Genomic DNA, 23193 nt, shown 5'->3' on the forward strand with positions numbered 1-23193 from the left:
AAGATGCATAAACTAACCCGCAAACCACTTACACCAACGGTTTAGGCCGTTTTACAATTAATTCCTGTCTTGGCACTGTCTTGATTTACACGGCCAATAAATGGGTTATAAATTGCCATTAAATGACTGTGCCACAACTCAATTGCAGCCCTCTTTTGGTCTGCTAAATAGGTATGGATATACGCTTGATCTAGCTTGGTCATCGAGTGGTTTAACATCTGCTCGGCCACCATGTAATCAATGCCTAAGTCAGCCCAACACGACCTTGCTAGCTTGCGTAAATCATGGGCAGTCCATTCACTGTTACTCAATTGCTTAACCAAACTATTCGCCGACCGTTCATCTAATCCACCATTGCGACAAGGATGCGGAAATAAATACCCGCCGCGATACCCTGCTGCTTCCTGCATGGCTTTATGCCAACGCAATACATCAGCCATCAATGGGGTGATCGGGATAGTCAGTTGGGCATGCGTCTTAGTAATGTCGGCAGGGATCACCAACTTAGCATTGGCCTCGTCGTAGTAGGTCCAGCGCAGTAAACGGGTTTCCCCGATACGGGTACCGTAAGCCAGCATGATAAAAATCAGCATGGCGGCACCATCGTTAGCATTACCTATATTCGTTAGCAGCTGCAGCAGATCAGTGGATTGTAGTTTTGGTGGCTTAGTCGCAATGGGGGTCGAGATAAAATCAGTAAAGCTTAATGATGCCAGCGGATCATCACTAATCAACTTAAGCACTGTCGCTTGCTTAAATGCCTTACGTAAAATCGCGTAATACTGGCGAACGCTGCCTAATGCGTAGCGAGCCTGCAGCGGCCAAATCAATAGCTCATCGACCTTATGATGATTCAGCTCACTCAGCATCACCTCACCCAGCACAGTGATTAAGTGCTTGGTGATGGCGCACTTGATATTGCGTTTGCGCTTCAACGATAAACTGGTATCGGTTTGTGACCGGATTAAATACCAATTTAATAACCCGCCGCAACTTAGCCAGGTATTAACCTTCACACTCTGATCTTGCCTATGCTGCATGCTGAGCGACGGTAAATCATCCAGCATGGCCTTAGCGCTCACTAGTGGCCAGTCGGCAACCTTAGCCCAATTGGCCTTGCCGTCTTTATAGGTGATTAAATGCCAGCTTCCACGGCTGCGTGAACTCGCCAAACGTAGTCTTAATGGGAATCTTGGGTCCCTAATTTCAGTAATCGACTGATCGGCAACCGCCCGTTTAATGGCGGCGTCACTTAACGCAATACAGGTCACGGCCATTAGTCACACCTCAGGTTAGTGCGGCAATCCGCGTAAAAATATTCGATGGCAATGGCTTCTTTATCTGCAGGTGATAACCCCACCTTAAACAAGTCAGCAATCAGTTTTTCAATCAACTCAAACTCAGTCAGGATCAAGGATTGCTGTAGCTTAATCAGCTCATTATTGGCCGTTATATTCACGCCAACACCGCCGCATTTATCACAGCAATGCAGCTCAAACATCGGCCTAACTTTGCCAACTCCGCGGCAAGTTCTGCACTTTGGCAGCGCATTGATCTGGCGTTTAATAGCCTCTTTGGAAAGCACTAGCGCCTTATACTCAGGCGTTGATAACACACTGTCTTTACAGAGCAAGTCAAAGCGTTCATTCAATACTGACTGCTTAGCGAGCACTGCCATCAAGCGTTTGTTCTGGCGTTCTAGTGGCTCGATGCGGTGGCTGTCAGCATTACCAATCGCGGCATTGGCGTCTAATTCATCACGGATCACCCGCACTGCAGCTTCAACGCCACAAGCCAAATCAACCGATCCCATAGACTCGAGTTGATCAGCTTCTTTAACTAGGCGCTTAACTAAGTCGTTTACTGTCTCAATCATTTAGATAGTGCCTCAGCTAGCGCTTTGTTGTGCTCATTAACCGCTTTCGCACACTCTTCAGCGCTATAAAATTGATACACAAACTCGCGTCCTTGGCCTTCATCATGGGCATAAAAGTGAGCAAAGGCGGTGCGGCGTTCTATCCTTGTGACTTTCTCAAGTTCTTGCTTACTCCAGCGGCGAGTGTGCCTTGTGGGAAGAACGCGACCTTGCTGCCAAGGGACGTCATTAAATTTAAGTCTGTTATCTGGTGTACTCATTAGTTCACCTGCTCATTTTCAGCAGCGACTAAGCGCAATACCCGCTTTGCATGGCGTTCGGCATCGGCTTGATGATGGTGCAGTGTGTCGACGCCAGTCATGTACTTGTCGTAAAAATGCTGGCTAAATTGTTCTGTGGTGATCTTGGTACCGCTTAAATCACAAAACGATTTAGTCAGCTGCTCAACCGTGTTCAACCTCTTTCCTGTACCACTGCAGTGTTTGCACTCACCATTGCGGTGATAATTGAGTTTTGTTCCTTCGCACATATTGCAAATGCGGGTTCCGCACACTTCATTCACTGCCAGCTTTGCCAACGCCGAAGCAGCTACTGGCCTAAAGTCGGTTTCATACTGTTTGGCTAAGGCGTTGATCAGCAAATTCTCGGCATCAATATCGCCGCAAATACTGGCCTCTAATACTTTAACGCCGACTAAATACTTACCCTGAACCTGCGCAACAACACCCATAGCATCCTCCTTACTAAAAACCCCTTTGCCACCGACTGCAGCGCCAATCGCAACACCGCGGGGCGACAGCAACTCAAATAAGCGCTCTATCGATATCATCTGTCAGTCCCTTGAGGTGATTGCGCAGTCGGTGCCGCACTTTTGTGAATAATGGCCAGCGCCATGCGAGAAACACGACTCTCTTTCGATTCCAGCGGATCAATGCGTGAACCAGATTTTTTCCCATTCGCATTGGCACTGCGGCGATCAGTTCGCATAAGTTGGCGTTCGATTAGTGCTGCACTTAATCTACGGGTACCTATGCCAGCTTGTTGTGATGCAGCAATAACTGGCAATCCTTCAACAACATAAAGCCTAACCGCCGTTTCAAGCTTTTCTGCCGTGGTACAGTCTCTAGTGGCTATAGTCATTATTCCCCCTGCCCAAACATGGCGATAAGTGCAGCATCGCGAGTGTCGGCATTGCTGCGCCCCGTCCAACCGGTGATCTTGTTAAAATAAACACTGCTATCCTTGGCTTTTTTAATCGGACCACGCAGCGGCTTTACCAAAGTGACTTTGATGCCCTTATCCTCAAGCACTTCTTTAATCAGTCTGGCCGTGGCTTTCACCTTGCCTAAATCCTCAGCGATACTCATGTTCACCTTGGCATTAGATCCGCTTTGGCTAGGTGCATGGCCAACGTAGGCAAGCAATGGGTTTTGCCCTTTAGCCGACTGCCTTAACCGCTTAGGAAACACCGGCTTCTTGTTATCCACATCTTCAAGCAATACAGCGTAAGGAAGATGGCTTTTGCTGATAACAAACTCAATCAACTCACTAAACCCCATACTTTTAAGCGTCACTATTTCGCCGTTTACGACAGTCGCTACACCGCTTTTAGTGAGGTCAGGATCAATACCAATTCGAATCACGCTATACCCCTCTAAAATGTTTCGACTGCTGCACTAAAAACCGATTCGCCTGAAAGCGACCATCACGCCCACCAATGGCAAATAAACGTTCGTACTCGACAGACACTGAATGCTTAAACTGCTGAGGAATAACAGCCATGTGCTTTTGAATCCATTTGCCGTCAGACTCCCCACCACGGCAGTGCCACATCTGGGGGTATTCACGCGCACACCGAAATCCTTGTGCGAGTAGATCAGCTGCAGAGTACTGAGTCGGCACAAACAACACCGCATCGTTAACGGCATCTTTAACCGTGATAGCAGCCGCAGTTGGCGATACAATCGCGCTATAAAAATCAGGCGCATCTGCAGGTAACGGTTTAATTGCCAGAGCCATTGGCAGTCCTTAGCCCAAACTTTTGGCGCAGATCAGCGATAATCGAACATGCCTTTTGATTTTCAACTGGCTTGTTTACAGGGGCAGCAAGCGCCTTAGGAATGCACGCATCAAAGCTTTCACCCTTCACCGCGCGGCGGCACATAACCTCATAGTTGCGTTTAAACAAGGGCCATGTTTGCTGCTCAGTACGGTTTTGCAGCTCATACCAACCCGTTTCACGGCCAGCGGCAAATACAGCGCCATGGCTCCAATTGTGCTCACTCGGCCATCGACCATGTGAACAACACTCCCGGTAAGCTTGTTCTGCACTAGGCAAGCCCAACTGTTCAGGCGTAGGCGTACACATAGCCACGAACTCCGCAGGGTTAACGCTCCATGGCGCGGTCGCTGCGCGTTGTTTAAATGCCTCAATACCGATCATCACCTCACTAACACTCAAACCTGCCTCGCCAATTTTACTAACAAACTCCGCCACTACACTGCCAAGCTCAGCACCAAACCGATTGCTAAAATCACGACTGTACAGGTTCATAGTCGGCATCAATTGTGTGGCCACCACCGTGGTGATCTGTTGACTGCTCGAGTTGCTCTGCCATTTCCCGCAGTTCGCGGAATACTCTGGCTGTGGGGTTCTCATAGCGTTGATTGTGTGCGGCAGAATCGTTTGCAGTGGTTTCATGTGATGTTCTCGCTAGCAGTTTGGCGTTAAGTTTGTCCCATTGTTTACGTAGGGTTTTGGGGCATAACACATTGCTTGCCCAAAATGAGTCGGTATTGGCAAACTTAAACAGCTTGCAGATTTCATGATGAGTGCGTTGGTCTTGCACGCGCATTAAGCGCACTTGGTTTGCCCAGTCAGGCCAGTTAGGCTGCTTTGCAGTGGGGTTAACAATCAGGACTTTGTTGAAGATGTACTCAGCACAGGTTAAATCGTCCTGAGTGCCCCAAAGTTTACCATTCGGAGTTTGAACAGCAGCATCGAGTTTTAATGGCTTGTCGGTCATTGCGACAGCAATGTTCGACGAAGAGATCTTTTGTATTTCTTTTGTATTAGTGTCTTTCTTTTGTATCTCTCGGTTCTGACAACCTACGCTGTCGGTTTCGACAATGGCATTGTCAGAATCGACAATAATATTGTCAGTTTTAACAGTGGATTTTTTACCGTTAATCGAATGCGATTTCTTGTCTTGCCACGCCGAAACAATCGGGTTAACGCCAACTTTACGACCGTCTTTTATGATAATATCGCGCGCAGTAAGCGACTTAATTGCATGACAAATATTGCTTGTTGTAATCCCCGTCATGTCGGCTAATTGCTCTAAGCAAACCCAATCAGTGGCCTTGCCATAGCCGTATGTTCTACGGATCACAGCAAACACGACACGGCTTTCACGATCACTCAATTTCGTTCGGCACAGGGCATCCACCAGCGTATTGGAGAGTCGTAAATAACCATCGTCCAAGTCTGCTTTCACCACCCCACCCCGCACTTGTTGTTTGTGGTCAGCAACGGGCCGTAACGGCACCACATTGCTGCCACCAGCATCATGATTGACGCTAAGTTCTTGTTCTTGTAACATCTGCCTTACCTCGGCTTCTTGTAACGTTGCTCGGTATTAAGCCCACAGCCTCCACAGCTCTAGTGGGCTTTCTTATTTAAACTGCACTGCACTACCTGAAAACTGATACCCCGCATCCAGCACTCGCGCCGCAATACCTTCAGCACTCGTAGTTGGCGATGTGCGGATCACGTTAGCCAGCAACGCAATATCTTGATTGCGCTGAATGCAAGCGAACTCGGAAATTTGTTGATTACGCTCAATGCGAGCAAACTCGGCATCTTCTTCAGGGGTGTAGGGAATATTTGCGCAGGAGTTATCAGTTAACTGATTTACTGGTGATTCACGAATTTGCAATACAGAACTCTTGATCATTGCTTCACGTGAAAGAGCTAGTGCCATTTCTAATCTCGTGGCTTTTGACTGAGAAACCCACATGCCATCTGGATGTTTAAAAAAAAGCAATCCATAAAAATCATTTGATTTATCAATGCAAACAGCTTTACCAATAGCAATTTCAACCATGGTTTCCGAAAATTTAGAAAAACAAAGATTGTTATCCATCAGACTCTCCCATTAGCCTTTAAGCGCTCATGGTCATGGCGACAGTCGGCATCACAAAAATGTTGTTGATGAGGAATTGGGCTCTTGCAGTAATGACAAAAACCAGTAAACGGCAATGACGGCTGGCGAACGCCCAGCGCGGCCTTGATGTGAATGTCGTTCTCAATGGCAGCTACATCTGCAATATCACTCATTGGATAAGCTCTTTTTGAGTTGAGGTGTCGGGAATGGATCGCTAATCGTTGTTGTGCGAATCACTCCATCGCGGTAGCTTTCATCGAGACAAGGACAGGGTAATTCCCGCACTTGGCTGCTCACCACAGCTTTAAGTGACAGCACTTCGCGCACTGTGTTGGTCAGCTCGCGGCCGATGCGTTCAAACTCGTCAGGGGTGATCACCCCATCAGCGCGAGAGTCGCGAATTTCTGCCAGTGCAATCCCCATCTGTTCGCTAATCATCAGCAGTTGATCGCTCAACTCTTCGTCACAGTTAACCGCCTCAGGCAATTTAACGAACACACCACCACGGCTATGGCACCACGCCGAAACAATACGGTCGTCATCGGCCAACTCAGTTAGATGAATCGCATCACGTAAATACAAGTGATTGCTGTCGTTATCAGGGTTGAGCTTGTTGTACATCACACCGGGCTGCTGGAATAAATCCTTCGCTAGCTTATCTACACCGTAATCGTGCCCAAGCGCATGGGCAGCATAGAGTGGATCGGTACATGAGAGACTTTGGCGCTTTAATGTGAGTTTACTCATAGGGTTAGTTATCCTGTTTGTAAGTTAACTAGGCAACTTGGTTTGATTCACTGATTGGCTCAGGGAACACATCGGAAAAAGAGCACTCAACACCAGACTGATTAAGTGCCTTAACAATTTCCCAGCAGGTACTTAGATCGATGTTTCTGATCCCTGACTCGTAGTTGCCAACCGCACCCTGAGTTTTGCCAATCACCTTGCCTAGCTCAGATTGAGATAGGTTCGCTTTTTTACGATAAGTGGAAATATTGTTCATGCTATCCAGTCTCGACATTGATTTAATCACATTAAACACGAAACGTGTTTAAAAGTAAACACAAAACGAAAAAATCAAATATCACATAGCGTGATATTCTTATGCAGAGTTCTTTAGTTGGTGGATGTTATGGAATCAGAAGATTTAAAAAAGAAAGTCGGCCAAAATATCAAACGGCTTAGAATCGCTGCAGGCATTAAAAGTCAGGCTGAACTTGCAACTTTGTGCGGTTGGAAATCACAGTCCCGTGTAGGCAACTATGAAGCTGGAACTAGAGCAGTGAGCGCGATTGATGCAGGCGTACTAGCTAAAGTGCTCAATGTCACACCCGCAGAAATTCTTTATGGTGAATCCAATAAAGCAGGTTATTTTGTAAGAGAATCAGGCCCATCAAAAAACACTGAATCAAATGCACAATGGCATGCAGGTTTTGAGCTATGGGATGGCGATACACCATTAAGGGATGACGAAGTGGCCTTACCGTTTTTTCGTGAAGTAGAGTTGGCCGCTGGCAATGGATCGACCTTTGTGCAAGAGAATGGCGGCTGTAAACTGCGCTTTGCTAAATCTACCCTTAAAAAGAGCAATGTAGATCCACAACATGCTGCCTGTGTGACCGTTTCTGGTAATAGCATGCTGCCAGTGCTAAGACACGGCACTACCGTCGGCGTCGACACCAGTAAAAAATCTATCATTGATGGCGAAATGTATGCCATTGATCACGACGGCATGCTGCGAGTAAAAATGCTCTATCGCACACCTGGCGGTGGCGTTCGCATCAAAAGCTACAATAACGATGAGTTCCCTGATGAATTTATTCAGCCGGACAAAGTCAGTGACATTAAAATCATCGGTTGGGTGTTTTGGTGGTCGGTGTTAAACGTTTGGAATAACTAGCAAATACTTAAAAGGATTTTCAATGAGACTTATCACTACCCCACTCCTTTTAGCCTTACTCACTGGCTGTACCACCTCTGCAGTGACTATCGACAAAGCCGTACCAGTGCCGGCTGAAAGAGTTTTACTTAAAGCCGCTGACAACACAAACGCCAAAATCACCATTATTCGTGATAGCGGTTTTATGGGTGGAGGTTGCTATGTTGATGTCTACTTAAACGATTCATTAGCGGCCAAGCTGGATACCGCTGAAAAAGTCACTTTTAACGTGATGTCTGGTGAATTGATCTTAGGCTCGCAGTCTTCAGGTAGCGCTCTCTGCAATGGCGCCAGTATCCGCCACTTTGAAACCAGCATAGGCCAAGGCCAGCACAAACTATATCGAGTGATGACAGACCAGAACGGCAATCCACAAATCATATCAGGCGGTATCGCCAGCAACTAAATCCTAGAAAAGTAAATAAAAGGAGTTATTTATGTTTGTTTTAAGAATGATCATCCTCATAGCTTTAACGGGCTACAGTTATGGCATGGGCCAAACACCCGCTAATCAGCTTAATGAATTTGGAACGTTTGTTTCCGCATCATTTTTCCTACTAGCGCCAGTGCTTTACTTCTACCCCATGTATGAAGCATATATCCATAAGCAACCTAACTTCTTCTCAATCTTCGCCCTCAACCTGTTTTTAGGCTGGACCCTTGTTGGCTGGGTTGTTGCGCTGGTATGGGCCATCAAAAGCCAAGAGCCCGTTAAAACATTCACTGTCAATGCACCAGCTACACCAGCGCCTCCACTTGAACAAAAACAGATGAAGCAATGCCCGTTCTGTGCAGAAGACATATTAATGGCCGCTAAAAAATGCAAACACTGTGGTAGTGAAATTCAAAGTGCATAAACACTAAACAGTTAGAATTAATCTACTAAACACCTAAATACCTCTGTTTTACTAGCCACCTTTATGGTGGCTTTTTCTTGCCTGCACATCACAAAATATCCCGAAATGAAGATATTCGAATCATTCTGAACACACTCACACCAAAATTAAACACAATTCGTGTTGACATTAAAAACACAATGCGTGATTATCTAGCCATCGGTTAGCGAAAACTAATCACGCTCTTTAACAGACTGGCCCATGAACAACTAAACCCGCCTAGAGCGGACTAGGTTACTCCGAGGATCACGCGGCGGAGGATAGTAATCCGCGTAAACAGACCTATACACCGCTATTGGCGACCGGACTGTTTGAGTGGGAAGAGCCCATAAGAACAGGTACTAAATGGTTTTACTGCGAGCATGACCCAAATATGTGTATAGCCCCGCCAACCATCGGCGGTGTGGTAGATGGACAATCGCCTTGGCAACAGGGCGCATTGGGAAGGTGGCTGAATAGTAAGACTCGACTACCGACTGAGCCAACCGTGGTGCTATAGGCTCCACCCTTTCGGTAACTGGAAATGAGCGCCAGTCAGTCACCTTCACCAATGCGAATAACGCCAGCCTGCGGCACTAGCAGGCAAACAACCAGAGGGCAAGCCGATGAAGTAACTCAATAGTTCAACCATGAGCGCAGGTTATGACTGTGCCCCGAGTCGCGCTGCTAATGCAGTTTGGCGAGCCTGTGTTATCTACTGGTGAGGGTTAATAAACAAACTGATACGGGTAAAGCAGCACGAACGCCTGAAAGTCGTGCACCAGTTATTAGCGGCAAGATTGCGGCAGGAGACGGGTTCAGGCCGCCGGATGACGTAACCGGCAATCATTAAAGCCCGAACCATCCGGAATTACCGGATAGTTCAAAGATGTTCACCTGCAGGACGCGAAACCATGAAAACTCAGCAACCCGACTTTCTCGACTTAGTGCTAATGCTACTGGCCAAGTTGATCCCGTTCGACCTGTTATAACGCTAAACCTTCCGTTTAATTTCTAGCCTTTAAAACCTAACCACGATTCAGCGAGGTGACCTATGCAACACCCAATCGCAGCGCAATCATGCGCCATTGCGCAAGATAAACGTGCCACAACCGAAGCTCAGTTGCTAATGCACCTTGGCATAGCCTGTCGCCTCGCCCAATTGAACAACCTAATGCACTGCCCGACCGTCATTCAACGCAAAAATGAGCTAGAGCGTTACCTGCAAAACAACATTTGCACCTATGCATTTCGCGAGCGCTTCCACGTCACCAAGTTGGATGAAAGCCCATTAAAAACAACGCCACTAAACGAAGTGGCCAACATTCAAATAACTCGCAGCGGCCGCGTAAAACTTACCCGAGTAGCCCTGCCAATCGCGACCGAAATCACCGTCAGTGACCGAACCTGCAGCTGGATAAATCGCTGCTTTCAACATCAAGTGATTAACAGCCTAAAGCAGGTGCCCCATGTTTGATGCACAGGCCCATGCCACCAGCGAAAAATTAGTGGGAATGCTCGCGAACGAACTTAAGCAAGAGGCACAAAGCCGATTGCGCGATAACGCCATGGCATTTTACTGCGACCGCTCGATAGCCGAGTTAAACCAGCTGATCATCGACTATCCCGAATCTAAACACACTTGGGTTCGACTGATAGAACGCTGGCAAGAGATAAAGCAAAAACACGGCCAGCGCAGCGCGCAAGACCTGCTCAACGCTGAATATGCACGACTCGCCAGCACACCAAGCTAAGCCCCCAATGTGAACGGGTAAGTCATCGTTACAAGTTCAACTCAAACCCACCCTATTCCATCTATCAGCCTAGTGAGCAATCACCAGTTTGGAGTCCACCATGTTCTTCGTATACGGCGTGTCCATGACCATAGCTAAAAAAGAAGCGGCTAAAAAGTGCAGCCTATACGAAGGCGTACAGCCGAAGCGTCGCGAACTCAGCCCCGCGGAATACCAAGCCAAGCTAGATGAAATGGCAAAGGCCAAGTTTGAAACCATGAAGCCACAAAAGCTGTCGCACTCGCTCTCAACGCCTTCGCTCTGCGCGCAATACATTGAGCTAGCAAAAAAACAGGACCAATGCCGCGACCTGCATGTTCGTTATCGCAAACCTACAGGCAAGGTTAATCCCAAAACCAAGAAAGAGATTGTCAGTTGGGTGGTCTACAACGGCGAAATCGCCGCGTAACGCAACCCTAAGTGCAGTGAAAACAGAGCAGAGAGCAGCCATGAAAATCATATTCAACAACAAATATTTAGCCATGTTAGCCGCATTTGTAGCCAAGCAAGATGTGCGCTATTACCTCAACGGCTTTCACGTAAAGCCGCACCCTGAAAATGGCGTAATCCTCACCGCCACCGACGGTCATACACTCGTCACCATTCACGATGTTGAGGGTGTTAGCGACGGCGAATACATCTTCCCAATCAGCAAAGCACTGTTATCAGCTGCAAATGGAAAGCAAGTTACGTCACTCAGAATGCCGACTAAAAACGTAGTAATCATCGATGGCATCGCCATGGTAACGGGGATTGATGATATTCAAGATTGGCTAAATGACTTTGACGATATCAATGAGCACGCCGTTAGGGATTTAGTTACATACCTAGAGTTTATCAACCCAATAGACGCCCAATATCCTAATGCTGGTCGCTTATTCGAGCGCCTTAATAAGCCTAAATCTGTTAGTCAAATCGCCATAAATCCTGAGCTTTTTAGCCGTCTAATAAAGCTAAAACACAACCAGTTAGCCGGTGCCAATCTTTGTTTTTTTGGTTCTGACTCTGCAGCTGTAGCAGTAATGGGTGCTCAACGTGAAATCGTCGTGATGATGATGCCAATGCGACTCGATGAATCAGACCGCATCAAACCACCTGCGTTTGTTCATCACTGCGGTCGTCAGCAACCCGCAAAATCGAAACCATCAAACAACACACCAACCACCGCCGCAGAACAATCAAGCGCCGCGTAAGCACGTTATTCACGAAAGAAGGAATAGAGCATGTCACAACGTATCGAATGCAGTCGCCGCACCTGCCGCTGGACTGGTAATTACTCAACAGCATCAAAGCGTGATGAAGGGTGCATGCAAACTTTCATTTGCCCTAGATGTCAGTGCGACACTTTTTATGAATTACCAGAGCCGATCATCACAGAGCGCGTAGAACACGCTAACGCCCTCATCAAAGTGATCGCCGAACATGGCCGTAAATTCTTCGACCATAAAGGCGCTTTAGCAACACTTGAGCTGGATAAAAACGGCAAGGTTTGGGTGGTTGATGAATATACCAAAGCTCGGGTTTACACCCATTACCGAGGTCATTGGTATGGGTTTAACCATGGAGGAACATTACGCGATTTAGTCTGTGGCATGCGTGACTACATCGTAAAAGGCAAACAACTTTCGATTGAATGGATAGCGCCTACTCGTTGGAACCCTGAGAACGGCGACATTTGGGGCTATGGCAAAGAAGCCGCTGCCGCTGTTCGTGCCGCAGCTGCACAACTGCCAATCATCAAGCAAGGAGAGCAAGCATGAACAAGCTAACCAACCCAGTTTTGCGCTATCACGGCGGTAAGTATCGCTTAGCGAAATGGATTATTTCCTTCTTTCCTGAACACCATTGTTATGTTGAGCCATTCAGCGGAGCCGCATCAGTATTGCTACAAAAAGAACGTTCACACGGCGAAGTTTATAACGACCTTGATCAAGACATTTTTAACTTGTTTCAAGTGTTGCGTAACCCTGACTTATGCATGCAACTTATTGAACTTTGCCACTTAACACCTTATTCGCGTGACGAGTTTTTGCAGTCATACGAATTAACTGAATGTGTTATCGAGCGAGCCCGCCGCACTATTGTGCGTTCGACAATGGGATTTGGATCAGGTGCAGCAACATTCCACCCAACGGGTTTCAGATCAGAAGCCAAACGAGCACATAACACTAGCGCACATATTTGGGCTAAATACCCTCCAATGCTGGCTTATGTTTGTGAACGCCTGCAAGCAGTAAACATTGAGAACCGCCCTGCTCCTGATTGCATTCGCTCACATGATGCCGATAGCACCCTGTTTTATGTTGATCCGCCATACGTCAAAGAGACTCGGCAGCTCAGAAATAATAAAGGGGTTTATCAGCACGAAATGACTATTGATGAGCATCAAGCGTTACTTGATCAACTGCTTAATGTTGATGGAATGGTCGTGTTGAGTGGTTACGAGACAGAGCTTTATAACGACATGCTAGTTGGTTGGTCATTACACAAAAAGCAAGCGCGTTGTTCTGCAGCCAATGGAACAGGACTGCGTACCGAGTGCATTTGGGTTAATCCACATGCAAATGAAAAACTGGCCAGCAAGGAGGCAGCATGAGCCAATTATTCTACCTGCGCGACTCGCGCTCTAACGTTGGCAGCACTTGCCTGTTTTGGGCTCAAGATGGTTGTGGATATACCAGCAATTTAAACAAGGCCCATGTTTACACGCTTGAAGAAGCACAGCGCAATTTCAACAGCCGTCACACTGACGTTCCACTTTGCAAAGAGCTTGTTGATGAGTTGGCAATGGCGCGCGTTGATTGTCAGTACCTAGGCGATTCTGGCGAAAAGTCAGACTGTCATGAATACGTTATTTGTATTAATGGCGAATGGGATGGCAACGATGTTTATTGGCTATCTCAATTTGGCTTTAGCGATATTAATTACAACACCGCGACGATATTTAGTTATCAAGATGCACTAGATATTCAGTCGCTTGGAGTTGGCATTAAAACCACTATCTACGCCAAGCCGGATATCGACGCCATCGCGCGCCGTACTTTCCAAGCCGCCAACATCAACGAACGCCGCATGATCACCGCTGCAGGCATTCGCAAACCTAAGCGCCCACGCACTCGCCAAACCACAGGTAAAACTCGCGGTAACTGCCCACATTGCGGCTGTATCACTTGGGGTTTTAATCCTTACGAAAACTACAGCTGCGCTGAGCAATACAGTGAACGCAATGGCCTTAGCTTTGTTGTGTCGGATACCTGCGAAGAATTGAAAGCGAGCAAGGCAAGGAGAAAAGCAGCATGAAACAGCGCCCTATTATCTTCAACACCGAAATGGTGCAAGCCATTCTTGATGGCCGCAAAACACAGACGCGCAGAATGTTTAAAGCTCAGCCGCATAATGATTGGGCGCCATTTTCTAAAAATGCCGAATGGTATACACCGACAGTCATTGATAAGCGCGGATTCTATCAACCTGCCAATGATGAGGTTTTTGGCGTTAGCGATGAAGATTGCGCGTTTGTTTCACCGTTTGGATCGGTTGGTGATCAGCTTTATGTGCGCGAGACATTTTGCATTGGAAAATATGAAGCCGAAGATCGCTCACCTGAAAATGGTGGTGAGATGCTTTATATATCTCAATGCACTAGCGATAACAATGTGATTTTCAAACAACATGCTTTAGAAATTGGTTGCTCCATTCTAGAGACTACTTGGAAGCCATCTATCCACATGCCTCGTTCTTGCGCTCGAATTATCCTCGAAGTAACTAATGTTCGTGTAGAGCGCTTAATTGATATATGTGAGTCAGACGCAAAGGCTGAAGGGATAAATTGCGTCACATTTCGCGATGAATGCCTAGGGCTCTGTGAAGGATTTACCCGCCAGAAGGATGACGGTAAGTGTCAGTTAGCTAGAACAGCAAAAAGTGCATTCCTTGATTTATGGGATTCTATCTATAGCAACTCTAATGATAATCCATTTGTTTGGGTTATCGAGTTCAAGGTGATCAGCACCACAGGCGGTGCAGCATGACTAAAGCTGCCCCACGCGAAATGCTCTACTTACTCGCTGGCAGTGAGTCAGAGCGCAAACTCGACTTACTGCTATCGCTAACGCGCATCACATCCGAGCCCACTATTGCCGCCCTAAAGCTGCATTACACCACAGGCTTGGATCCAGAACGCTGCGCCGCTCGCCACTTTATCGAGCTATCAAACCTGATGCGCGCCCAAACCACGCTCAACAACACCATGGGCGTTGTTGAAGCAATCAAAGAAATCGACTGGGAAAAGCATCTTGCCAAGTTAGCCGCGGCGAATGCGCGCATCGCACAGCTCGAAACACAGCTAGAAACACAATTAGCCAGTTATCAGTTAACTGATTCAAAGGAGCATGCTGCATGAGCACCAAAGACAGCTATCGCACCCCTCGTGCTGTATACGACTTTTACGACCATCAATATCATTTTGTGCTCGATGCAGCGGCAAGCGATATTAATGCCCGTTCACCGCGCTATATCACTGAGCAACAAAACACCCATGAAACTAACTGGTTTCACGCTGCGTTTGGCGCGCCTGGCGATGCATTAGGTGAGACTCATCCAGAGGCAAGAACAGGCCATTACGTATGGATGAACCCACCTTACTCAAATATTGGCCCTTTTGTTGAAACGGCAATTAAGTGGCAAGCCAAAGGGTTAGGCTGTGTGATGCTGGTGATGATGGACCAATCTGTAGGCTGGTTTAAACGCGCAGTTGAACACTGCCAAGAGGTGCATTTAGTCATTGGTGGCCGCTTATCATTTGTCGATCCTGTCACTGAAAAACCTGCCAATGGTAACAATAAAGGATCCATGTTTTTGGTGTTCCATCCCTTTGGCCGTCCCTGTGATCCACGCTACCGACATATTGACCGCGATGAAATGCTAGAGGGCCCAGTGTCGCTAATGCGTAAAAGCCATAGCCACATTCAAGGCACTATCGAACAGCGTCCAGATGATGCCGAAGAAGGTGAGCAAATAGGTGAGTTTGAAGCTGAACAGATTGATATCGAGGAACAGATAGCTCGGGATAGCACAGCAACAAACAGCGTATGGCCGATTGAAGTGCTGAACATTGCAAAAGAAGTATTCGCGCTTTGCGGCATTGCGATATCTGAAACAACTGAACCCCAATTTCAAGAGCTATGCGAAGAAGTAAACAGACAACGATTAGAGGGTAATTTCACCGACTCAATCATTGACGACTTAGTAATGAACATGCCAACGGAGAAAAAACCATGCGCGGCTTAATCGTAGAAAACTTCTGTGGCGGCGGTGGTGTCAGCACCGGCATAGGTTGGGCGCTAGGCCGTAGTGTGGATGTCGCTATAAATCATAGCAAAGCCGCTATTGCTATGCACATGGCTAATCACCCTAATACCCTGCACTACTGCGAATCCGTTTTTGATGTTGATCCAATCCAAGTGACGGCAGGCAAACCGGTTGATTTGTTGTGGTCATCTCCAGATTGCACTCATTTTTCAAAAGCCCGTGGAAACACTCCAGTTAAAAAAGAAATTCGGGGGCTTGCTTGGGTAAAGGTTCGCTGGGCGATAAAGGTTAAACCCCTAGTTATGATGCTCGAGAATGTTGAAGAATTTAAGACATGGGGGCCATTGCTGGATATTGGTAACGGCAATCAGCGCCCAGACCCTACCAGAGTAGGAGAAACCTTTGATGGTTTTGTTAAAGCGCTATCAACCGGGTTACGACCTAATCATCCTGCGTGGACGGAGGCCATTAGATCGGTAGGTATTGAATTTGATGTTCAGTCAAAGTTAAAGCTATTTAAAGGGCTCGGCTACAAAGTGGAATTTAAAACTGAGCGCTTTTGTGATTATGGTGCGCCGACAATCCGCAAGCGGTTAGCTATGGTAGCTCGTTGTGATGGAAGGCCCATAGTTTGGCCGCAAGCAACCCACGGCGCACCAAATGATCAGAGTGTTATTAGTGGAAATATGAAACCATGGGTAACGGCAGCTAAGCATATTGATTTTTCTCTGCCTTGTCATAGCATTTTTATGACGAAAGAAATGGCAAAACAGCAAGGATTAAGAATCAAGCGACCTCTGGCAGATGCTACGTTAGAGCGGATTGCCATAGGTACAGTAAAGCATGTTCTTGAGAACCCAAGCCCATTCATCATAGAGATTGCTAACTGGTCTAACAAATCTACCAGAAGCATTCACGAACCGATAAAAACCATCACTGCATCACCTAAGGGCGGCGCTTTCGCCTTGGTGTCAGCCTTTATGGTGCATCTACGCAAGAGTGTTAAGCCAACCTCGCTGTTAACCCCTATGCCTACTATTACCGCCGGTGGTACACACCATGCTCAGGTACAAATAGAAATGGTTGAACCAGGCGAAAGCGGTTTAACGGCAGAGCAAGAAGCTGGGGCTGTAAGAGTCAGCGGATTCTTAATGCGTTACTACTCAAATGGTGGTCAGTGGAGTTCACTCTCTACACCTTCGCCAACCATTACAACTAAGGATCGTATTGCTTTAGTTACTGTGACTTGGAATAACAAAACCATGGTCATTACTGATATCAGTTTAAGAATGCTAACGCCTAGAGAGCTGTTTAACCTTCAAGGTTTCCCTCCTGATTACATCATTGATAACTATGACTGTAAAACCACTGCAGTCGAGCAAGTCGCCCGAGTAGGTAACTCGGTACCGCCGCAATTTGCCGAAGCACTCACCCGCGCAAATCTCCCCGAGCTTTGCACACAAACCGCCGAAGCGGCATAGGAGTTTTTATGAACCCAATACAAGCAGCAAAAGTTGAACGTGATGAAGGCTATTGGACCCATCCAGATTTGCCTGAATGGGATGAAGGTACTCCAAGAGCAGAATGTGAGGCATGGGCTGCAGCAAATGGAGGTGAATTTGTTGTTATTTGGTTTGAGTCTGACGCCGATGAAGATCTGATTGAGCGTTATTTCGATGATGGCGACATCGATATCAGTGATTGGAACCCAGTTTGCGACAAAGCCGGATCATTCTTACTGAGTATTCACGATACAGAAGATGGCCCAGTTGCCCTGTTCTTCGCGCCGATGGAGAAGGAGGCAGCATGAAATTACCACAAGCTTTAGCCATGGCCGCAAGCCATAAACTAACCATTTTATTACCAATGAAAATGGGCTTTTTTATAACCATTCGTAATGCACAAGACTTTTATGCAAAGCCATCAATCAATGAAGAGTTGATGAATAAATATCAGATCAATGGATTAGATACCTTCGAATGCAACATTGTTGAAATCGATTTAAAAGGCAAGAAGGCGATAAGGGAAATTCAGAAAAACTGGCTTCAATGGGCAGTGACAGAGCAAGACATAAACAACCCGAATTTTCTCGTGATGTGAGGATTTATGAAGCAATCCAAAATCATCCGTGACGCCTTACGGCAGTGGTACAAGGCACCCAAAGAAACCTCAGGAAGCTGTCAACATTTCCTGAAAAAATTAGCAGAAGATTTAGCAAAGGAAGGTACGTGATGACAACTAAACGCAGAGTGTTTTTAGACGGCAACGGCTCAAGCCAAATCAATGTTGAAGGTCTTGGTGTGTACGTTCCTGCCACCGAGCTCGTCGATGTTAAGCAAAAACTGGGTACCGAGATTCAGCAATTAAAGGACCAAGTAAACTCGATGCAGTTGGAACGTTCAACGCATATCGATGATATCGGCATCGACAGATTCACCAATGCGATGCGCTTAAAAATGGCCTACGCCAGATCTAAAGGTCGCAGCGGTTGGAATGATAAAGAGCTGTGCTCAGGCGAGCAATTAGCCGCGGCATTGGTTGAGCATTTAAGCAAAGGTAACGATGGCACATTTGAAGATGTTGCCAACTTCGCCATGATGCTGCACCAGCGTAAGGAGTCACCAATGTTGTTGGTTGATGAGCTTGAATCAATCAAAGCAAGTGTAGTGAGTGAATTAGCATTAGTGCTTATTGAAGCATCCGATAATGCTGGCGCTAACGGATATCTAGAAGAAGCACAAGCCATGGCTGATGCGTCAGAACTTATCAGCGCTCACGCTCTGCAAGTAATGAAAATCAAAGACGCGGAGGCAGCATGAGCTTAGATATGGAAGATTTCACGTTAGATATGATCATCGCGCAGGCTAAAGCCGCACAGCTTAAGAAAGAGGCCAATACCGAAAAGCTGCCAGCTTTATTCGACAAAACGCTAGATGCACTGGTTTCGGCCTGTGAAAAGCTCGAAGCAATCACCGCAGAACGCGACCAGCTAGCGGCGTATGTTGAACGCTTTAATAAAACAATGGCTGATCTTAGTGTTGATGCAGATGATTCGGATGATGACCCAATCCCATGTTCTTTGTGGGAATTATTTGAAGTCACTCCAAAACAATGCCTTAACCATGTCCGTGCCAAGGCAGTAATGAACTTTGCAGAAGTACCTCGCGGGGCTTATCTAAGTGGCTGCGTCACTGCTGAACTAACAGTCTATGACGTTTATCAGTCGGCACGTAACCACGTAAAAGATAACTATGCCTATGACACACAGCCATGGGATGACAATGACGCAACAGCAGCGCGTAATGCATTAAATGAGCTGAGCGCCAAGGCTATCCGCAAATTCGTCAGCGACACTAACGAAACGGGGCAACTGAGTTTTCCTGATTGCCAATGGCTTGAGCAGTGGCGCGACGAGTGGCTAGAAGAAGCGGCTAAGGGTGGTGAGTGATGGCAGCACAAGTTAATTTCGTGGAAGAAAACAAAAACTTTCCTATAGAAATTGAATTGAAAGGTGAAGCGCTTTGGTTCACTACAAAGGCGGCAATTGAATTAAAAGAGCAACTTGATTCTGCAATTGCCTTAATGCTTGAACATGAGGCTATGAGCAATAAGGACGGTGCATGATGCTGACATCAGATGAACTTAAAAAGCTTAACGATATGATATTCATAGAAAATGAATTGGCATTACTGATGTGTTTCGTTCAAATGTCATTCAAAAACAAAAATAGCTCACCATTTAAAATGAATGGTAATTCAGAGCCTTACTTCGATAAATACTGTAATAACCTTCAGAAAACATTTGCCCAAGCAGTGCTGAACGATGCAATGCTTAAGCGAGTTGATCTACAGAAGAAAATTCTAAAATTAGTTTGTATGGAGTTTAGAGACGAGCAAGTTGAACTTCAGGTAGGTTAAGCATGAAGATGAATGACAGACTTAACTTAGCTATCGCTGAGAACGCACAGCTTAAAGCCAGAATTACCGAGCTTGAGCAACAAGTGGCAATCCTGAGTAAGCGCCCTGAGTTTGATCTATCAACTGTCCATGGCCGTGAGCAAGCGGTGATTGATCGACTAGATAAGATGGGATTAAAAGCAGATAACCCCAATAAATTGAGTGGAGGTGAATAATGTTCCAGCAAGAAATTGAAGCGATGAACAAGCCGCAAGTAACTCAGCAGTTTTATTCACCTGCCCAACTTGCTAAAGCCTTGGGCATCGGTACCACTAAACTTTATCAATTATTTAAAGCGCCAGACTTTCCAAAACCCACCACTAACCCTCACTTTAGAAATAAATACAGTTTTCAAGAAGTTACACGCTGGATTTATGAGCAGCAGTCTTAATGCCGCCTCTATTGCGCGGCCTTAAGCTCAATCACATTGGGATAGGCTGCAGGGTCCTTCAATCGCTGTAGCTTTTGCCACCAGATTTTATACGCCTTAGCTTGTTCTTCTAAATAATCATGATGATCATAAATTGACTTGATGCCACTGAGCTTATGCCCAAGCATGGTTTCAGCGACTTCGACTGTCGTGATCTTACTCATGTTTGTTCGTTGTGTTCTGCGTAAATCGTGTAATACCCAATCCTCAGGCAGCGGCGTACCGTTCATCTTTGCCCAAGTATTTAATGGGAAAGACATGCGTGTTGTTGCTGCCTTTGAATAAACATCACCCTTAGCAGTAGGAAAAGCTAAGTCACACTTACTCAAAGAGAATGCCAGCAATAGCATTGGCTTAATCTCATCGATGATCGGCCGCAAAAGTGGCCGCTGCATCATATAACCCGTCTTATGGTTTTCAACCGGCACAGTCCAAATCATCTTATCAAAATCAAAGTCAGCTTTTTTGGCTATCCTCAATTCCCCTACCCGACAACCAAAAAACAACGCTAAGAAAACCATTATCCGGTTTCCTAACCTTTGTCTTTTTGCATTATCTATTGCCTGCAGAAGTATGATCAGCTGTTCATCATTCAGCGTGCAAGAACGGCTTTTCTTAGAGATATTCAAATCTTCTTTAGACTCAATCCCAGCTAATTCATTCGTCTTAATTAAACGTCTACGAACAGCCCATTTTAACGCCCGACGACTAAGCGTTAGCGTTAAGTTGGTAATGGTTGGTTTTTTTGCTGCCATCGACTCGAACAAATCAAGCCACTGGTGAAGCGTGACATGATCTGCCTGCTTGCTGCCAAAGATGGGGAATACGTTAATTTCGAGTGAACGCAGGTAAAGGTCCGAGGTTGTCGCTTTAATACTTGAGCGCCCTTCGCCGAACTGGGAATGATGCCAAGACCTGAATACGCCCTCTATCGTCGTATCATCAGCCCGAGCCTTTGCCGCCTTTTCACGCTTGGCATCACGCGGGTCAATGTCATCGAGCAGCAGCTTACGCTGAACAATACAGGCTTCACGCGCTTCTTTAAGTGAGAGTAAGGGATATGGGCCAATATCGATTCTGGCGGCTTTACCGAGCCAGCGATAGCGCATCTGAAAAGTGATGACACCTTTAGAAGATACGCGCACACTAAGACCGTCTCTGTCGGCACGTTCGTATGGCTTCTCGACTTCTTTATTCAGTGCTGCTTTCAGCCAAGAATCAGAAAGTGCCATATCCGTTCTCCAGTGTGTACATGGCATTTTTGTGTACGCTGTTATGTACACAAATGTTGTGAATGGAAACGAAGGGATTTGAATTAAAAATTGCTGTTAAATCCATTTTTTACCAGTCTTTTCAACGAAACGAACAATAAAACGAATGCTAGCGAATGAATATGAAAACAGCTAGTTATAATCACTCATTAGTATTTTGCTCTTCTGACTGTTCTGGCGCTGATTTCAAACCTGAAAAAACCGCCTGCAATGACTCAGTATCCGACAGCGGCGGTAAATCCGCTAAGGTATCTAAGCCAAAATATGCTAAAAATTCTAAGGTAGTGGCATATAACGCGGGTCGCCCCGGTACTTCTTTATGGCCAACTACTTTAATCCAATGTCTATCTGACAAACTTTTTATGATGTGACTACTAATGGCCACACCGCGCACCTGTTCAATATCGCCGCGAGTCACAGGTTGACGATAAGCAATCACCGCCAAGGTTTCTAATGTCGCACGCGAATATTTAGGCGCTTTTTCTTGCCACAGAGGCTGCAAAAATGGACTCAAGACGTCTAAGGTCTGGAAGCGATAACCCCCAGCGACTTTCACAAGTTGCACACCTCTGTCTTGATAATCCTGCTGCAGCTCATCCAATGCAGCTTTTATTTTGTCTCTAGAAACCGTGAAATCCACCAATACAGTGTCTTTCAACATTTTCGCCGACAAGGGTTTCCCCAATACAAACAAACTCGCTTCAATAAGCTGTTTTAATTGAGTCGGATTTATCTGCATCAATTAATAGGCCTTAACGTAAATAGTTGAAAACGGCTCTGTTTGGTACAATTCGACCAATAATTCTTTGACTAATTCCATCAAAGCTAAGAAGGTGACTACCACGCCGGCACGGCCTTCTTCTAGGGTAAATAAACGTTCAAATGCCGTAAAATCTTCCGAGTTCAGCATGGCTAAAATCTGGCTCATGCGCTCACGGGTCGATAATTGTTCACGCTTAACATGATGATCTTCATAGGCATCGATACGTTTGAGTACATCACCAAAGGCGCGGGCAATTTCAAACAGCGAAACTTCTGGCGGGATCATTAACGGCTTAATGTCAGGTGCTGCCACCGCTTTGGCTTGGAACACATCCCGCTCGAGTCGCGGCAAATCATCGAGTTTTTGCGACGCTTCTTTAATCACTTCATAGGCTTTCAACTGACGGATCAATTGCGCCCGAGGATCTTCCTCAACCTCATCTTCGGCCACCATACGCGGCAGCAGCAAACGGGATTTAATCTCGGCAAGCGTTGCCGCCATCACTAAGTAATCGGCGGCAAGTTCAATTCGAGCCTGAGTCAGCAACGTAATATATTCTAAATACTGCGCGGTGATTTGCTGAATGGGTAAATCGACAACGTCTAATTTTTGCTTACGGATCAAATATAAAAGCAAATCCAATGGCCCTTCAAAGGACTCAAGGAATACTTCTAATGCCTCAGGCGGAATAAACAAATCCAGCGGCATTTCGGTCATTGCCTGACCACGAATAACGGCTAAGGGTAAACTTTGTTGCGTGCCCTGCATCCGCTATCTTGCTCCGTTAACACTGCGCTATCCAACCTAGGCTAAC

The 23193-nt window shown here is 46.3% G+C and carries 38 protein-coding genes; 22 read left to right on the forward strand and 16 right to left on the reverse strand.

Annotated features, from left to right (window positions below; all coding sequences use genetic code 11):
* Window positions 1–41: 41 nt before the first annotated feature.
* The 13 genes from HUB64_RS03010 to HUB64_RS03070 all read right to left on the reverse strand — a co-directional run bounded on the left by HUB64_RS03010 (window position 42) and on the right by HUB64_RS03070 (window position 7045).
* Window positions 42–1277, reverse strand: coding sequence for a tyrosine-type recombinase/integrase (locus tag HUB64_RS03010; protein WP_173496344.1), 1236 nt, complete (start codon window positions 1275–1277; stop codon window positions 42–44).
* Window positions 1277–1876, reverse strand: a complete 600-nt coding sequence (locus tag HUB64_RS03015) for a hypothetical protein (RefSeq protein WP_173496345.1) — start codon at window positions 1874–1876, stop codon at window positions 1277–1279. Before HUB64_RS03015 ends, HUB64_RS03010 begins: the two co-directional genes overlap by 1 nt.
* On the reverse strand, window positions 1873–2136 hold the full coding sequence (locus HUB64_RS03020; RefSeq protein WP_173496346.1) for a hypothetical protein: 264 nt from the start codon (window positions 2134–2136) through the stop codon (window positions 1873–1875). The genes HUB64_RS03015 and HUB64_RS03020 overlap by 4 nt, the downstream gene beginning before the upstream one ends.
* A complete protein-coding gene (locus HUB64_RS03025) occupies window positions 2136–2705 on the reverse strand; it encodes a TIGR02642 family protein (protein ID WP_173496347.1) in 570 nt (189 codons plus the stop codon). The genes HUB64_RS03020 and HUB64_RS03025 overlap by 1 nt, the downstream gene beginning before the upstream one ends.
* The gene (locus HUB64_RS03030) at window positions 2702–3016 is read right to left on the reverse strand and encodes a hypothetical protein (protein WP_173496348.1); all 315 of its coding nucleotides are present in this window, start codon (window positions 3014–3016) and stop codon (window positions 2702–2704) included. Before HUB64_RS03030 ends, HUB64_RS03025 begins: the two co-directional genes overlap by 4 nt.
* Window positions 3016–3519, reverse strand: coding sequence for a hypothetical protein (locus HUB64_RS03035; RefSeq protein ID WP_173496349.1), 504 nt, complete (start codon window positions 3517–3519; stop codon window positions 3016–3018). The genes HUB64_RS03030 and HUB64_RS03035 overlap by 1 nt, the downstream gene beginning before the upstream one ends.
* A gap of 1 nt (window position 3520) precedes the next feature.
* Window positions 3521–3895, reverse strand: a complete 375-nt coding sequence (locus HUB64_RS03040; RefSeq protein ID WP_173496350.1) for a hypothetical protein — start codon at window positions 3893–3895, stop codon at window positions 3521–3523.
* Window positions 3879–4430 carry a replication protein P gene (locus tag HUB64_RS03045; protein WP_247651483.1) on the reverse strand — a complete coding sequence of 184 codons (552 nt, stop codon included), beginning with the start codon at window positions 4428–4430 and terminating at the stop codon, window positions 3879–3881. Before HUB64_RS03045 ends, HUB64_RS03040 begins: the two co-directional genes overlap by 17 nt.
* A complete protein-coding gene (locus tag HUB64_RS03050) occupies window positions 4411–5478 on the reverse strand; it encodes a replication protein (protein ID WP_173496351.1) in 1068 nt (355 codons plus the stop codon). The genes HUB64_RS03045 and HUB64_RS03050 overlap by 20 nt, the downstream gene beginning before the upstream one ends.
* Window positions 5479–5550: 72 nt before the next feature.
* A complete protein-coding gene (locus HUB64_RS23130; protein ID WP_254451392.1) occupies window positions 5551–6021 on the reverse strand; it encodes a hypothetical protein in 471 nt (156 codons plus the stop codon).
* Window positions 6021–6215 (reverse strand): hypothetical protein, encoded by a 195-nt coding sequence (locus HUB64_RS03060; RefSeq protein WP_173496352.1) that lies wholly within the window; start codon window positions 6213–6215, stop codon window positions 6021–6023. The genes HUB64_RS23130 and HUB64_RS03060 overlap by 1 nt, the downstream gene beginning before the upstream one ends.
* The gene (locus HUB64_RS03065; RefSeq protein WP_173496353.1) at window positions 6208–6789 is read right to left on the reverse strand and encodes a phage regulatory CII family protein; all 582 of its coding nucleotides are present in this window, start codon (window positions 6787–6789) and stop codon (window positions 6208–6210) included. The genes HUB64_RS03060 and HUB64_RS03065 overlap by 8 nt, the downstream gene beginning before the upstream one ends.
* Before the next feature lie 28 nt (window positions 6790–6817).
* Window positions 6818–7045: a helix-turn-helix transcriptional regulator gene (locus HUB64_RS03070; RefSeq protein WP_173496354.1), complete on the reverse strand. Its 228-nt coding sequence runs from the start codon at window positions 7043–7045 to the stop codon at window positions 6818–6820.
* Window positions 7046–7174: 129 nt separating this feature from the next.
* On the opposite strand from HUB64_RS03070, the gene HUB64_RS03075 reads away from it, so the two are divergent.
* From HUB64_RS03075 to HUB64_RS03180, 22 genes are all read left to right on the forward strand, one after another.
* Window positions 7175–7942, forward strand: coding sequence for a helix-turn-helix transcriptional regulator (locus HUB64_RS03075; RefSeq protein WP_173496355.1), 768 nt, complete (start codon window positions 7175–7177; stop codon window positions 7940–7942).
* Window positions 7943–7964: 22 nt separating this feature from the next.
* On the forward strand, window positions 7965–8387 hold the full coding sequence (locus tag HUB64_RS03080) for a hypothetical protein (protein WP_173496356.1): 423 nt from the start codon (window positions 7965–7967) through the stop codon (window positions 8385–8387).
* Between the two features lie 31 nt (window positions 8388–8418).
* Window positions 8419–8838 (forward strand): superinfection immunity protein, encoded by a 420-nt coding sequence (locus HUB64_RS03085; RefSeq protein WP_217363079.1) that lies wholly within the window; start codon window positions 8419–8421, stop codon window positions 8836–8838.
* Window positions 8839–9910: 1072 nt separating this feature from the next.
* Complete coding sequence (locus tag HUB64_RS03090) at window positions 9911–10333, forward strand: hypothetical protein (RefSeq protein ID WP_173496357.1); 423 nt, start codon at window positions 9911–9913, stop codon at window positions 10331–10333.
* The gene (locus HUB64_RS03095; RefSeq protein WP_173496358.1) at window positions 10326–10610 is read left to right on the forward strand and encodes a hypothetical protein; all 285 of its coding nucleotides are present in this window, start codon (window positions 10326–10328) and stop codon (window positions 10608–10610) included. Before HUB64_RS03090 ends, HUB64_RS03095 begins: the two co-directional genes overlap by 8 nt.
* Before the next feature lie 100 nt (window positions 10611–10710).
* Window positions 10711–11058, forward strand: a complete 348-nt coding sequence (locus HUB64_RS03100; RefSeq protein WP_168823784.1) for a hypothetical protein — start codon at window positions 10711–10713, stop codon at window positions 11056–11058.
* A 40-nt stretch (window positions 11059–11098) separates the two neighbouring features.
* Window positions 11099–11842 (forward strand): hypothetical protein, encoded by a 744-nt coding sequence (locus HUB64_RS03105; RefSeq protein WP_173496359.1) that lies wholly within the window; start codon window positions 11099–11101, stop codon window positions 11840–11842.
* 30 nt (window positions 11843–11872) lie between these two features.
* Window positions 11873–12409 (forward strand): hypothetical protein, encoded by a 537-nt coding sequence (locus HUB64_RS03110; protein WP_217363080.1) that lies wholly within the window; start codon window positions 11873–11875, stop codon window positions 12407–12409.
* Window positions 12406–13245 carry a DNA adenine methylase gene (locus HUB64_RS03115; RefSeq protein WP_173496360.1) on the forward strand — a complete coding sequence of 280 codons (840 nt, stop codon included), beginning with the start codon at window positions 12406–12408 and terminating at the stop codon, window positions 13243–13245. Before HUB64_RS03110 ends, HUB64_RS03115 begins: the two co-directional genes overlap by 4 nt.
* A complete protein-coding gene (locus HUB64_RS03120; protein ID WP_173496361.1) occupies window positions 13242–13949 on the forward strand; it encodes a hypothetical protein in 708 nt (235 codons plus the stop codon). Before HUB64_RS03115 ends, HUB64_RS03120 begins: the two co-directional genes overlap by 4 nt.
* Entirely contained in the window at window positions 13946–14680 is a 735-nt protein-coding gene (locus HUB64_RS03125) for a hypothetical protein (protein ID WP_173496362.1), read from the forward strand. The genes HUB64_RS03120 and HUB64_RS03125 overlap by 4 nt, the downstream gene beginning before the upstream one ends.
* A 20-nt stretch (window positions 14681–14700) precedes the next feature.
* Window positions 14701–15051: a hypothetical protein gene (locus HUB64_RS03130; RefSeq protein WP_173497879.1), complete on the forward strand. Its 351-nt coding sequence runs from the start codon at window positions 14701–14703 to the stop codon at window positions 15049–15051.
* Window positions 15048–15938: a phage N-6-adenine-methyltransferase gene (locus tag HUB64_RS03135; RefSeq protein WP_173496363.1), complete on the forward strand. Its 891-nt coding sequence runs from the start codon at window positions 15048–15050 to the stop codon at window positions 15936–15938. The genes HUB64_RS03130 and HUB64_RS03135 overlap by 4 nt, the downstream gene beginning before the upstream one ends.
* Window positions 15926–17440: a DNA cytosine methyltransferase gene (locus HUB64_RS03140; RefSeq protein ID WP_173496364.1), complete on the forward strand. Its 1515-nt coding sequence runs from the start codon at window positions 15926–15928 to the stop codon at window positions 17438–17440. The genes HUB64_RS03135 and HUB64_RS03140 overlap by 13 nt, the downstream gene beginning before the upstream one ends.
* An 8-nt stretch (window positions 17441–17448) precedes the next feature.
* On the forward strand, window positions 17449–17769 hold the full coding sequence (locus HUB64_RS03145) for a hypothetical protein (protein WP_173496365.1): 321 nt from the start codon (window positions 17449–17451) through the stop codon (window positions 17767–17769).
* Window positions 17766–18059, forward strand: coding sequence for a hypothetical protein (locus HUB64_RS03150; RefSeq protein WP_173496366.1), 294 nt, complete (start codon window positions 17766–17768; stop codon window positions 18057–18059). Before HUB64_RS03145 ends, HUB64_RS03150 begins: the two co-directional genes overlap by 4 nt.
* A gap of 131 nt (window positions 18060–18190) precedes the next feature.
* Entirely contained in the window at window positions 18191–18778 is a 588-nt protein-coding gene (locus tag HUB64_RS03155; RefSeq protein ID WP_173496367.1) for a hypothetical protein, read from the forward strand.
* Window positions 18775–19407, forward strand: coding sequence for a hypothetical protein (locus HUB64_RS03160; RefSeq protein ID WP_173496368.1), 633 nt, complete (start codon window positions 18775–18777; stop codon window positions 19405–19407). Before HUB64_RS03155 ends, HUB64_RS03160 begins: the two co-directional genes overlap by 4 nt.
* Window positions 19407–19583, forward strand: a complete 177-nt coding sequence (locus tag HUB64_RS03165) for a hypothetical protein (protein ID WP_173496369.1) — start codon at window positions 19407–19409, stop codon at window positions 19581–19583. Before HUB64_RS03160 ends, HUB64_RS03165 begins: the two co-directional genes overlap by 1 nt.
* On the forward strand, window positions 19580–19876 hold the full coding sequence (locus tag HUB64_RS03170) for a hypothetical protein (protein WP_173496370.1): 297 nt from the start codon (window positions 19580–19582) through the stop codon (window positions 19874–19876). Before HUB64_RS03165 ends, HUB64_RS03170 begins: the two co-directional genes overlap by 4 nt.
* A gap of 2 nt (window positions 19877–19878) precedes the next feature.
* On the forward strand, window positions 19879–20091 hold the full coding sequence (locus HUB64_RS03175; protein WP_173496371.1) for a hypothetical protein: 213 nt from the start codon (window positions 19879–19881) through the stop codon (window positions 20089–20091).
* The gene (locus tag HUB64_RS03180) at window positions 20091–20306 is read left to right on the forward strand and encodes an AlpA family transcriptional regulator (protein ID WP_173496372.1); all 216 of its coding nucleotides are present in this window, start codon (window positions 20091–20093) and stop codon (window positions 20304–20306) included. Before HUB64_RS03175 ends, HUB64_RS03180 begins: the two co-directional genes overlap by 1 nt.
* Before the next feature lie 8 nt (window positions 20307–20314).
* On the opposite strand, the gene HUB64_RS03185 is transcribed toward HUB64_RS03180, so the two are convergent.
* The 3 genes from HUB64_RS03185 to HUB64_RS03195 form a co-directional block, all read right to left on the reverse strand.
* Complete coding sequence (locus tag HUB64_RS03185; RefSeq protein WP_173496373.1) at window positions 20315–21577, reverse strand: integrase arm-type DNA-binding domain-containing protein; 1263 nt, start codon at window positions 21575–21577, stop codon at window positions 20315–20317.
* Window positions 21578–21758: 181 nt separating this feature from the next.
* Window positions 21759–22355 carry an SMC-Scp complex subunit ScpB gene (gene scpB, locus HUB64_RS03190; protein ID WP_173496374.1) on the reverse strand — a complete coding sequence of 199 codons (597 nt, stop codon included), beginning with the start codon at window positions 22353–22355 and terminating at the stop codon, window positions 21759–21761.
* A 3-nt stretch (window positions 22356–22358) separates the two neighbouring features.
* A complete protein-coding gene (locus HUB64_RS03195) occupies window positions 22359–23147 on the reverse strand; it encodes a ScpA family protein (RefSeq protein WP_105252121.1) in 789 nt (262 codons plus the stop codon).
* Window positions 23148–23193 lie beyond the last annotated feature (46 nt).

Origin of the sequence: Shewanella sp. ISTPL2, assembly GCF_013283205.1 — a bacterium.
Classification (GTDB): Bacteria; Pseudomonadota; Gammaproteobacteria; order Enterobacterales; family Shewanellaceae; genus Shewanella; species Shewanella oncorhynchi.

Coding starts and splice junctions, on each gene's coding strand:
- HUB64_RS03045 (WP_247651483.1), bottom strand. CDS start 4,430: ATGAACCTGTACAGTCGTGATTTTAGCAATCGGTTTGGTGCTGAGCTT.
- HUB64_RS03185 (WP_173496373.1), bottom strand. CDS start 21,577: ATGGCACTTTCTGATTCTTGGCTGAAAGCAGCACTGAATAAAGAAGTC.
- HUB64_RS03115 (WP_173496360.1), top strand. CDS start 12,406: ATGAACAAGCTAACCAACCCAGTTTTGCGCTATCACGGCGGTAAGTAT.
- HUB64_RS03040 (WP_173496350.1), bottom strand. CDS start 3,895: ATGGCTCTGGCAATTAAACCGTTACCTGCAGATGCGCCTGATTTTTAT.
- HUB64_RS03140 (WP_173496364.1), top strand. CDS start 15,926: ATGCGCGGCTTAATCGTAGAAAACTTCTGTGGCGGCGGTGGTGTCAGC.
- HUB64_RS03030 (WP_173496348.1), bottom strand. CDS start 3,016: ATGACTATAGCCACTAGAGACTGTACCACGGCAGAAAAGCTTGAAACG.
- HUB64_RS03020 (WP_173496346.1), bottom strand. CDS start 2,136: ATGAGTACACCAGATAACAGACTTAAATTTAATGACGTCCCTTGGCAG.
- HUB64_RS03065 (WP_173496353.1), bottom strand. CDS start 6,789: ATGAGTAAACTCACATTAAAGCGCCAAAGTCTCTCATGTACCGATCCA.
- HUB64_RS03165 (WP_173496369.1), top strand. CDS start 19,407: ATGGCAGCACAAGTTAATTTCGTGGAAGAAAACAAAAACTTTCCTATA.
- HUB64_RS03110 (WP_217363080.1), top strand. CDS start 11,873: ATGTCACAACGTATCGAATGCAGTCGCCGCACCTGCCGCTGGACTGGT.
- HUB64_RS03015 (WP_173496345.1), bottom strand. CDS start 1,876: ATGATTGAGACAGTAAACGACTTAGTTAAGCGCCTAGTTAAAGAAGCT.
- HUB64_RS03130 (WP_173497879.1), top strand. CDS start 14,701: ATGCTCTACTTACTCGCTGGCAGTGAGTCAGAGCGCAAACTCGACTTA.
- HUB64_RS03070 (WP_173496354.1), bottom strand. CDS start 7,045: ATGAACAATATTTCCACTTATCGTAAAAAAGCGAACCTATCTCAATCT.
- HUB64_RS03095 (WP_173496358.1), top strand. CDS start 10,326: ATGTTTGATGCACAGGCCCATGCCACCAGCGAAAAATTAGTGGGAATG.
- HUB64_RS03075 (WP_173496355.1), top strand. CDS start 7,175: ATGGAATCAGAAGATTTAAAAAAGAAAGTCGGCCAAAATATCAAACGG.
- HUB64_RS03025 (WP_173496347.1), bottom strand. CDS start 2,705: ATGATATCGATAGAGCGCTTATTTGAGTTGCTGTCGCCCCGCGGTGTT.
- HUB64_RS03120 (WP_173496361.1), top strand. CDS start 13,242: ATGAGCCAATTATTCTACCTGCGCGACTCGCGCTCTAACGTTGGCAGC.
- HUB64_RS03160 (WP_173496368.1), top strand. CDS start 18,775: ATGAGCTTAGATATGGAAGATTTCACGTTAGATATGATCATCGCGCAG.
- HUB64_RS03105 (WP_173496359.1), top strand. CDS start 11,099: ATGAAAATCATATTCAACAACAAATATTTAGCCATGTTAGCCGCATTT.
- HUB64_RS03050 (WP_173496351.1), bottom strand. CDS start 5,478: ATGTTACAAGAACAAGAACTTAGCGTCAATCATGATGCTGGTGGCAGC.
- HUB64_RS03145 (WP_173496365.1), top strand. CDS start 17,449: ATGAACCCAATACAAGCAGCAAAAGTTGAACGTGATGAAGGCTATTGG.
- scpB (WP_173496374.1), bottom strand. CDS start 22,355: ATGCAGATAAATCCGACTCAATTAAAACAGCTTATTGAAGCGAGTTTG.
- HUB64_RS03135 (WP_173496363.1), top strand. CDS start 15,048: ATGAGCACCAAAGACAGCTATCGCACCCCTCGTGCTGTATACGACTTT.
- HUB64_RS23130 (WP_254451392.1), bottom strand. CDS start 6,021: ATGGATAACAATCTTTGTTTTTCTAAATTTTCGGAAACCATGGTTGAA.
- HUB64_RS03125 (WP_173496362.1), top strand. CDS start 13,946: ATGAAACAGCGCCCTATTATCTTCAACACCGAAATGGTGCAAGCCATT.
- HUB64_RS03170 (WP_173496370.1), top strand. CDS start 19,580: ATGATGCTGACATCAGATGAACTTAAAAAGCTTAACGATATGATATTC.
- HUB64_RS03100 (WP_168823784.1), top strand. CDS start 10,711: ATGTTCTTCGTATACGGCGTGTCCATGACCATAGCTAAAAAAGAAGCG.
- HUB64_RS03155 (WP_173496367.1), top strand. CDS start 18,191: ATGACAACTAAACGCAGAGTGTTTTTAGACGGCAACGGCTCAAGCCAA.
- HUB64_RS03175 (WP_173496371.1), top strand. CDS start 19,879: ATGAAGATGAATGACAGACTTAACTTAGCTATCGCTGAGAACGCACAG.
- HUB64_RS03085 (WP_217363079.1), top strand. CDS start 8,419: ATGTTTGTTTTAAGAATGATCATCCTCATAGCTTTAACGGGCTACAGT.
- HUB64_RS03080 (WP_173496356.1), top strand. CDS start 7,965: ATGAGACTTATCACTACCCCACTCCTTTTAGCCTTACTCACTGGCTGT.
- HUB64_RS03060 (WP_173496352.1), bottom strand. CDS start 6,215: ATGAGTGATATTGCAGATGTAGCTGCCATTGAGAACGACATTCACATC.
- HUB64_RS03150 (WP_173496366.1), top strand. CDS start 17,766: ATGAAATTACCACAAGCTTTAGCCATGGCCGCAAGCCATAAACTAACC.
- HUB64_RS03090 (WP_173496357.1), top strand. CDS start 9,911: ATGCAACACCCAATCGCAGCGCAATCATGCGCCATTGCGCAAGATAAA.
- HUB64_RS03010 (WP_173496344.1), bottom strand. CDS start 1,277: ATGGCCGTGACCTGTATTGCGTTAAGTGACGCCGCCATTAAACGGGCG.
- HUB64_RS03180 (WP_173496372.1), top strand. CDS start 20,091: ATGTTCCAGCAAGAAATTGAAGCGATGAACAAGCCGCAAGTAACTCAG.
- HUB64_RS03195 (WP_105252121.1), bottom strand. CDS start 23,147: ATGCAGGGCACGCAACAAAGTTTACCCTTAGCCGTTATTCGTGGTCAG.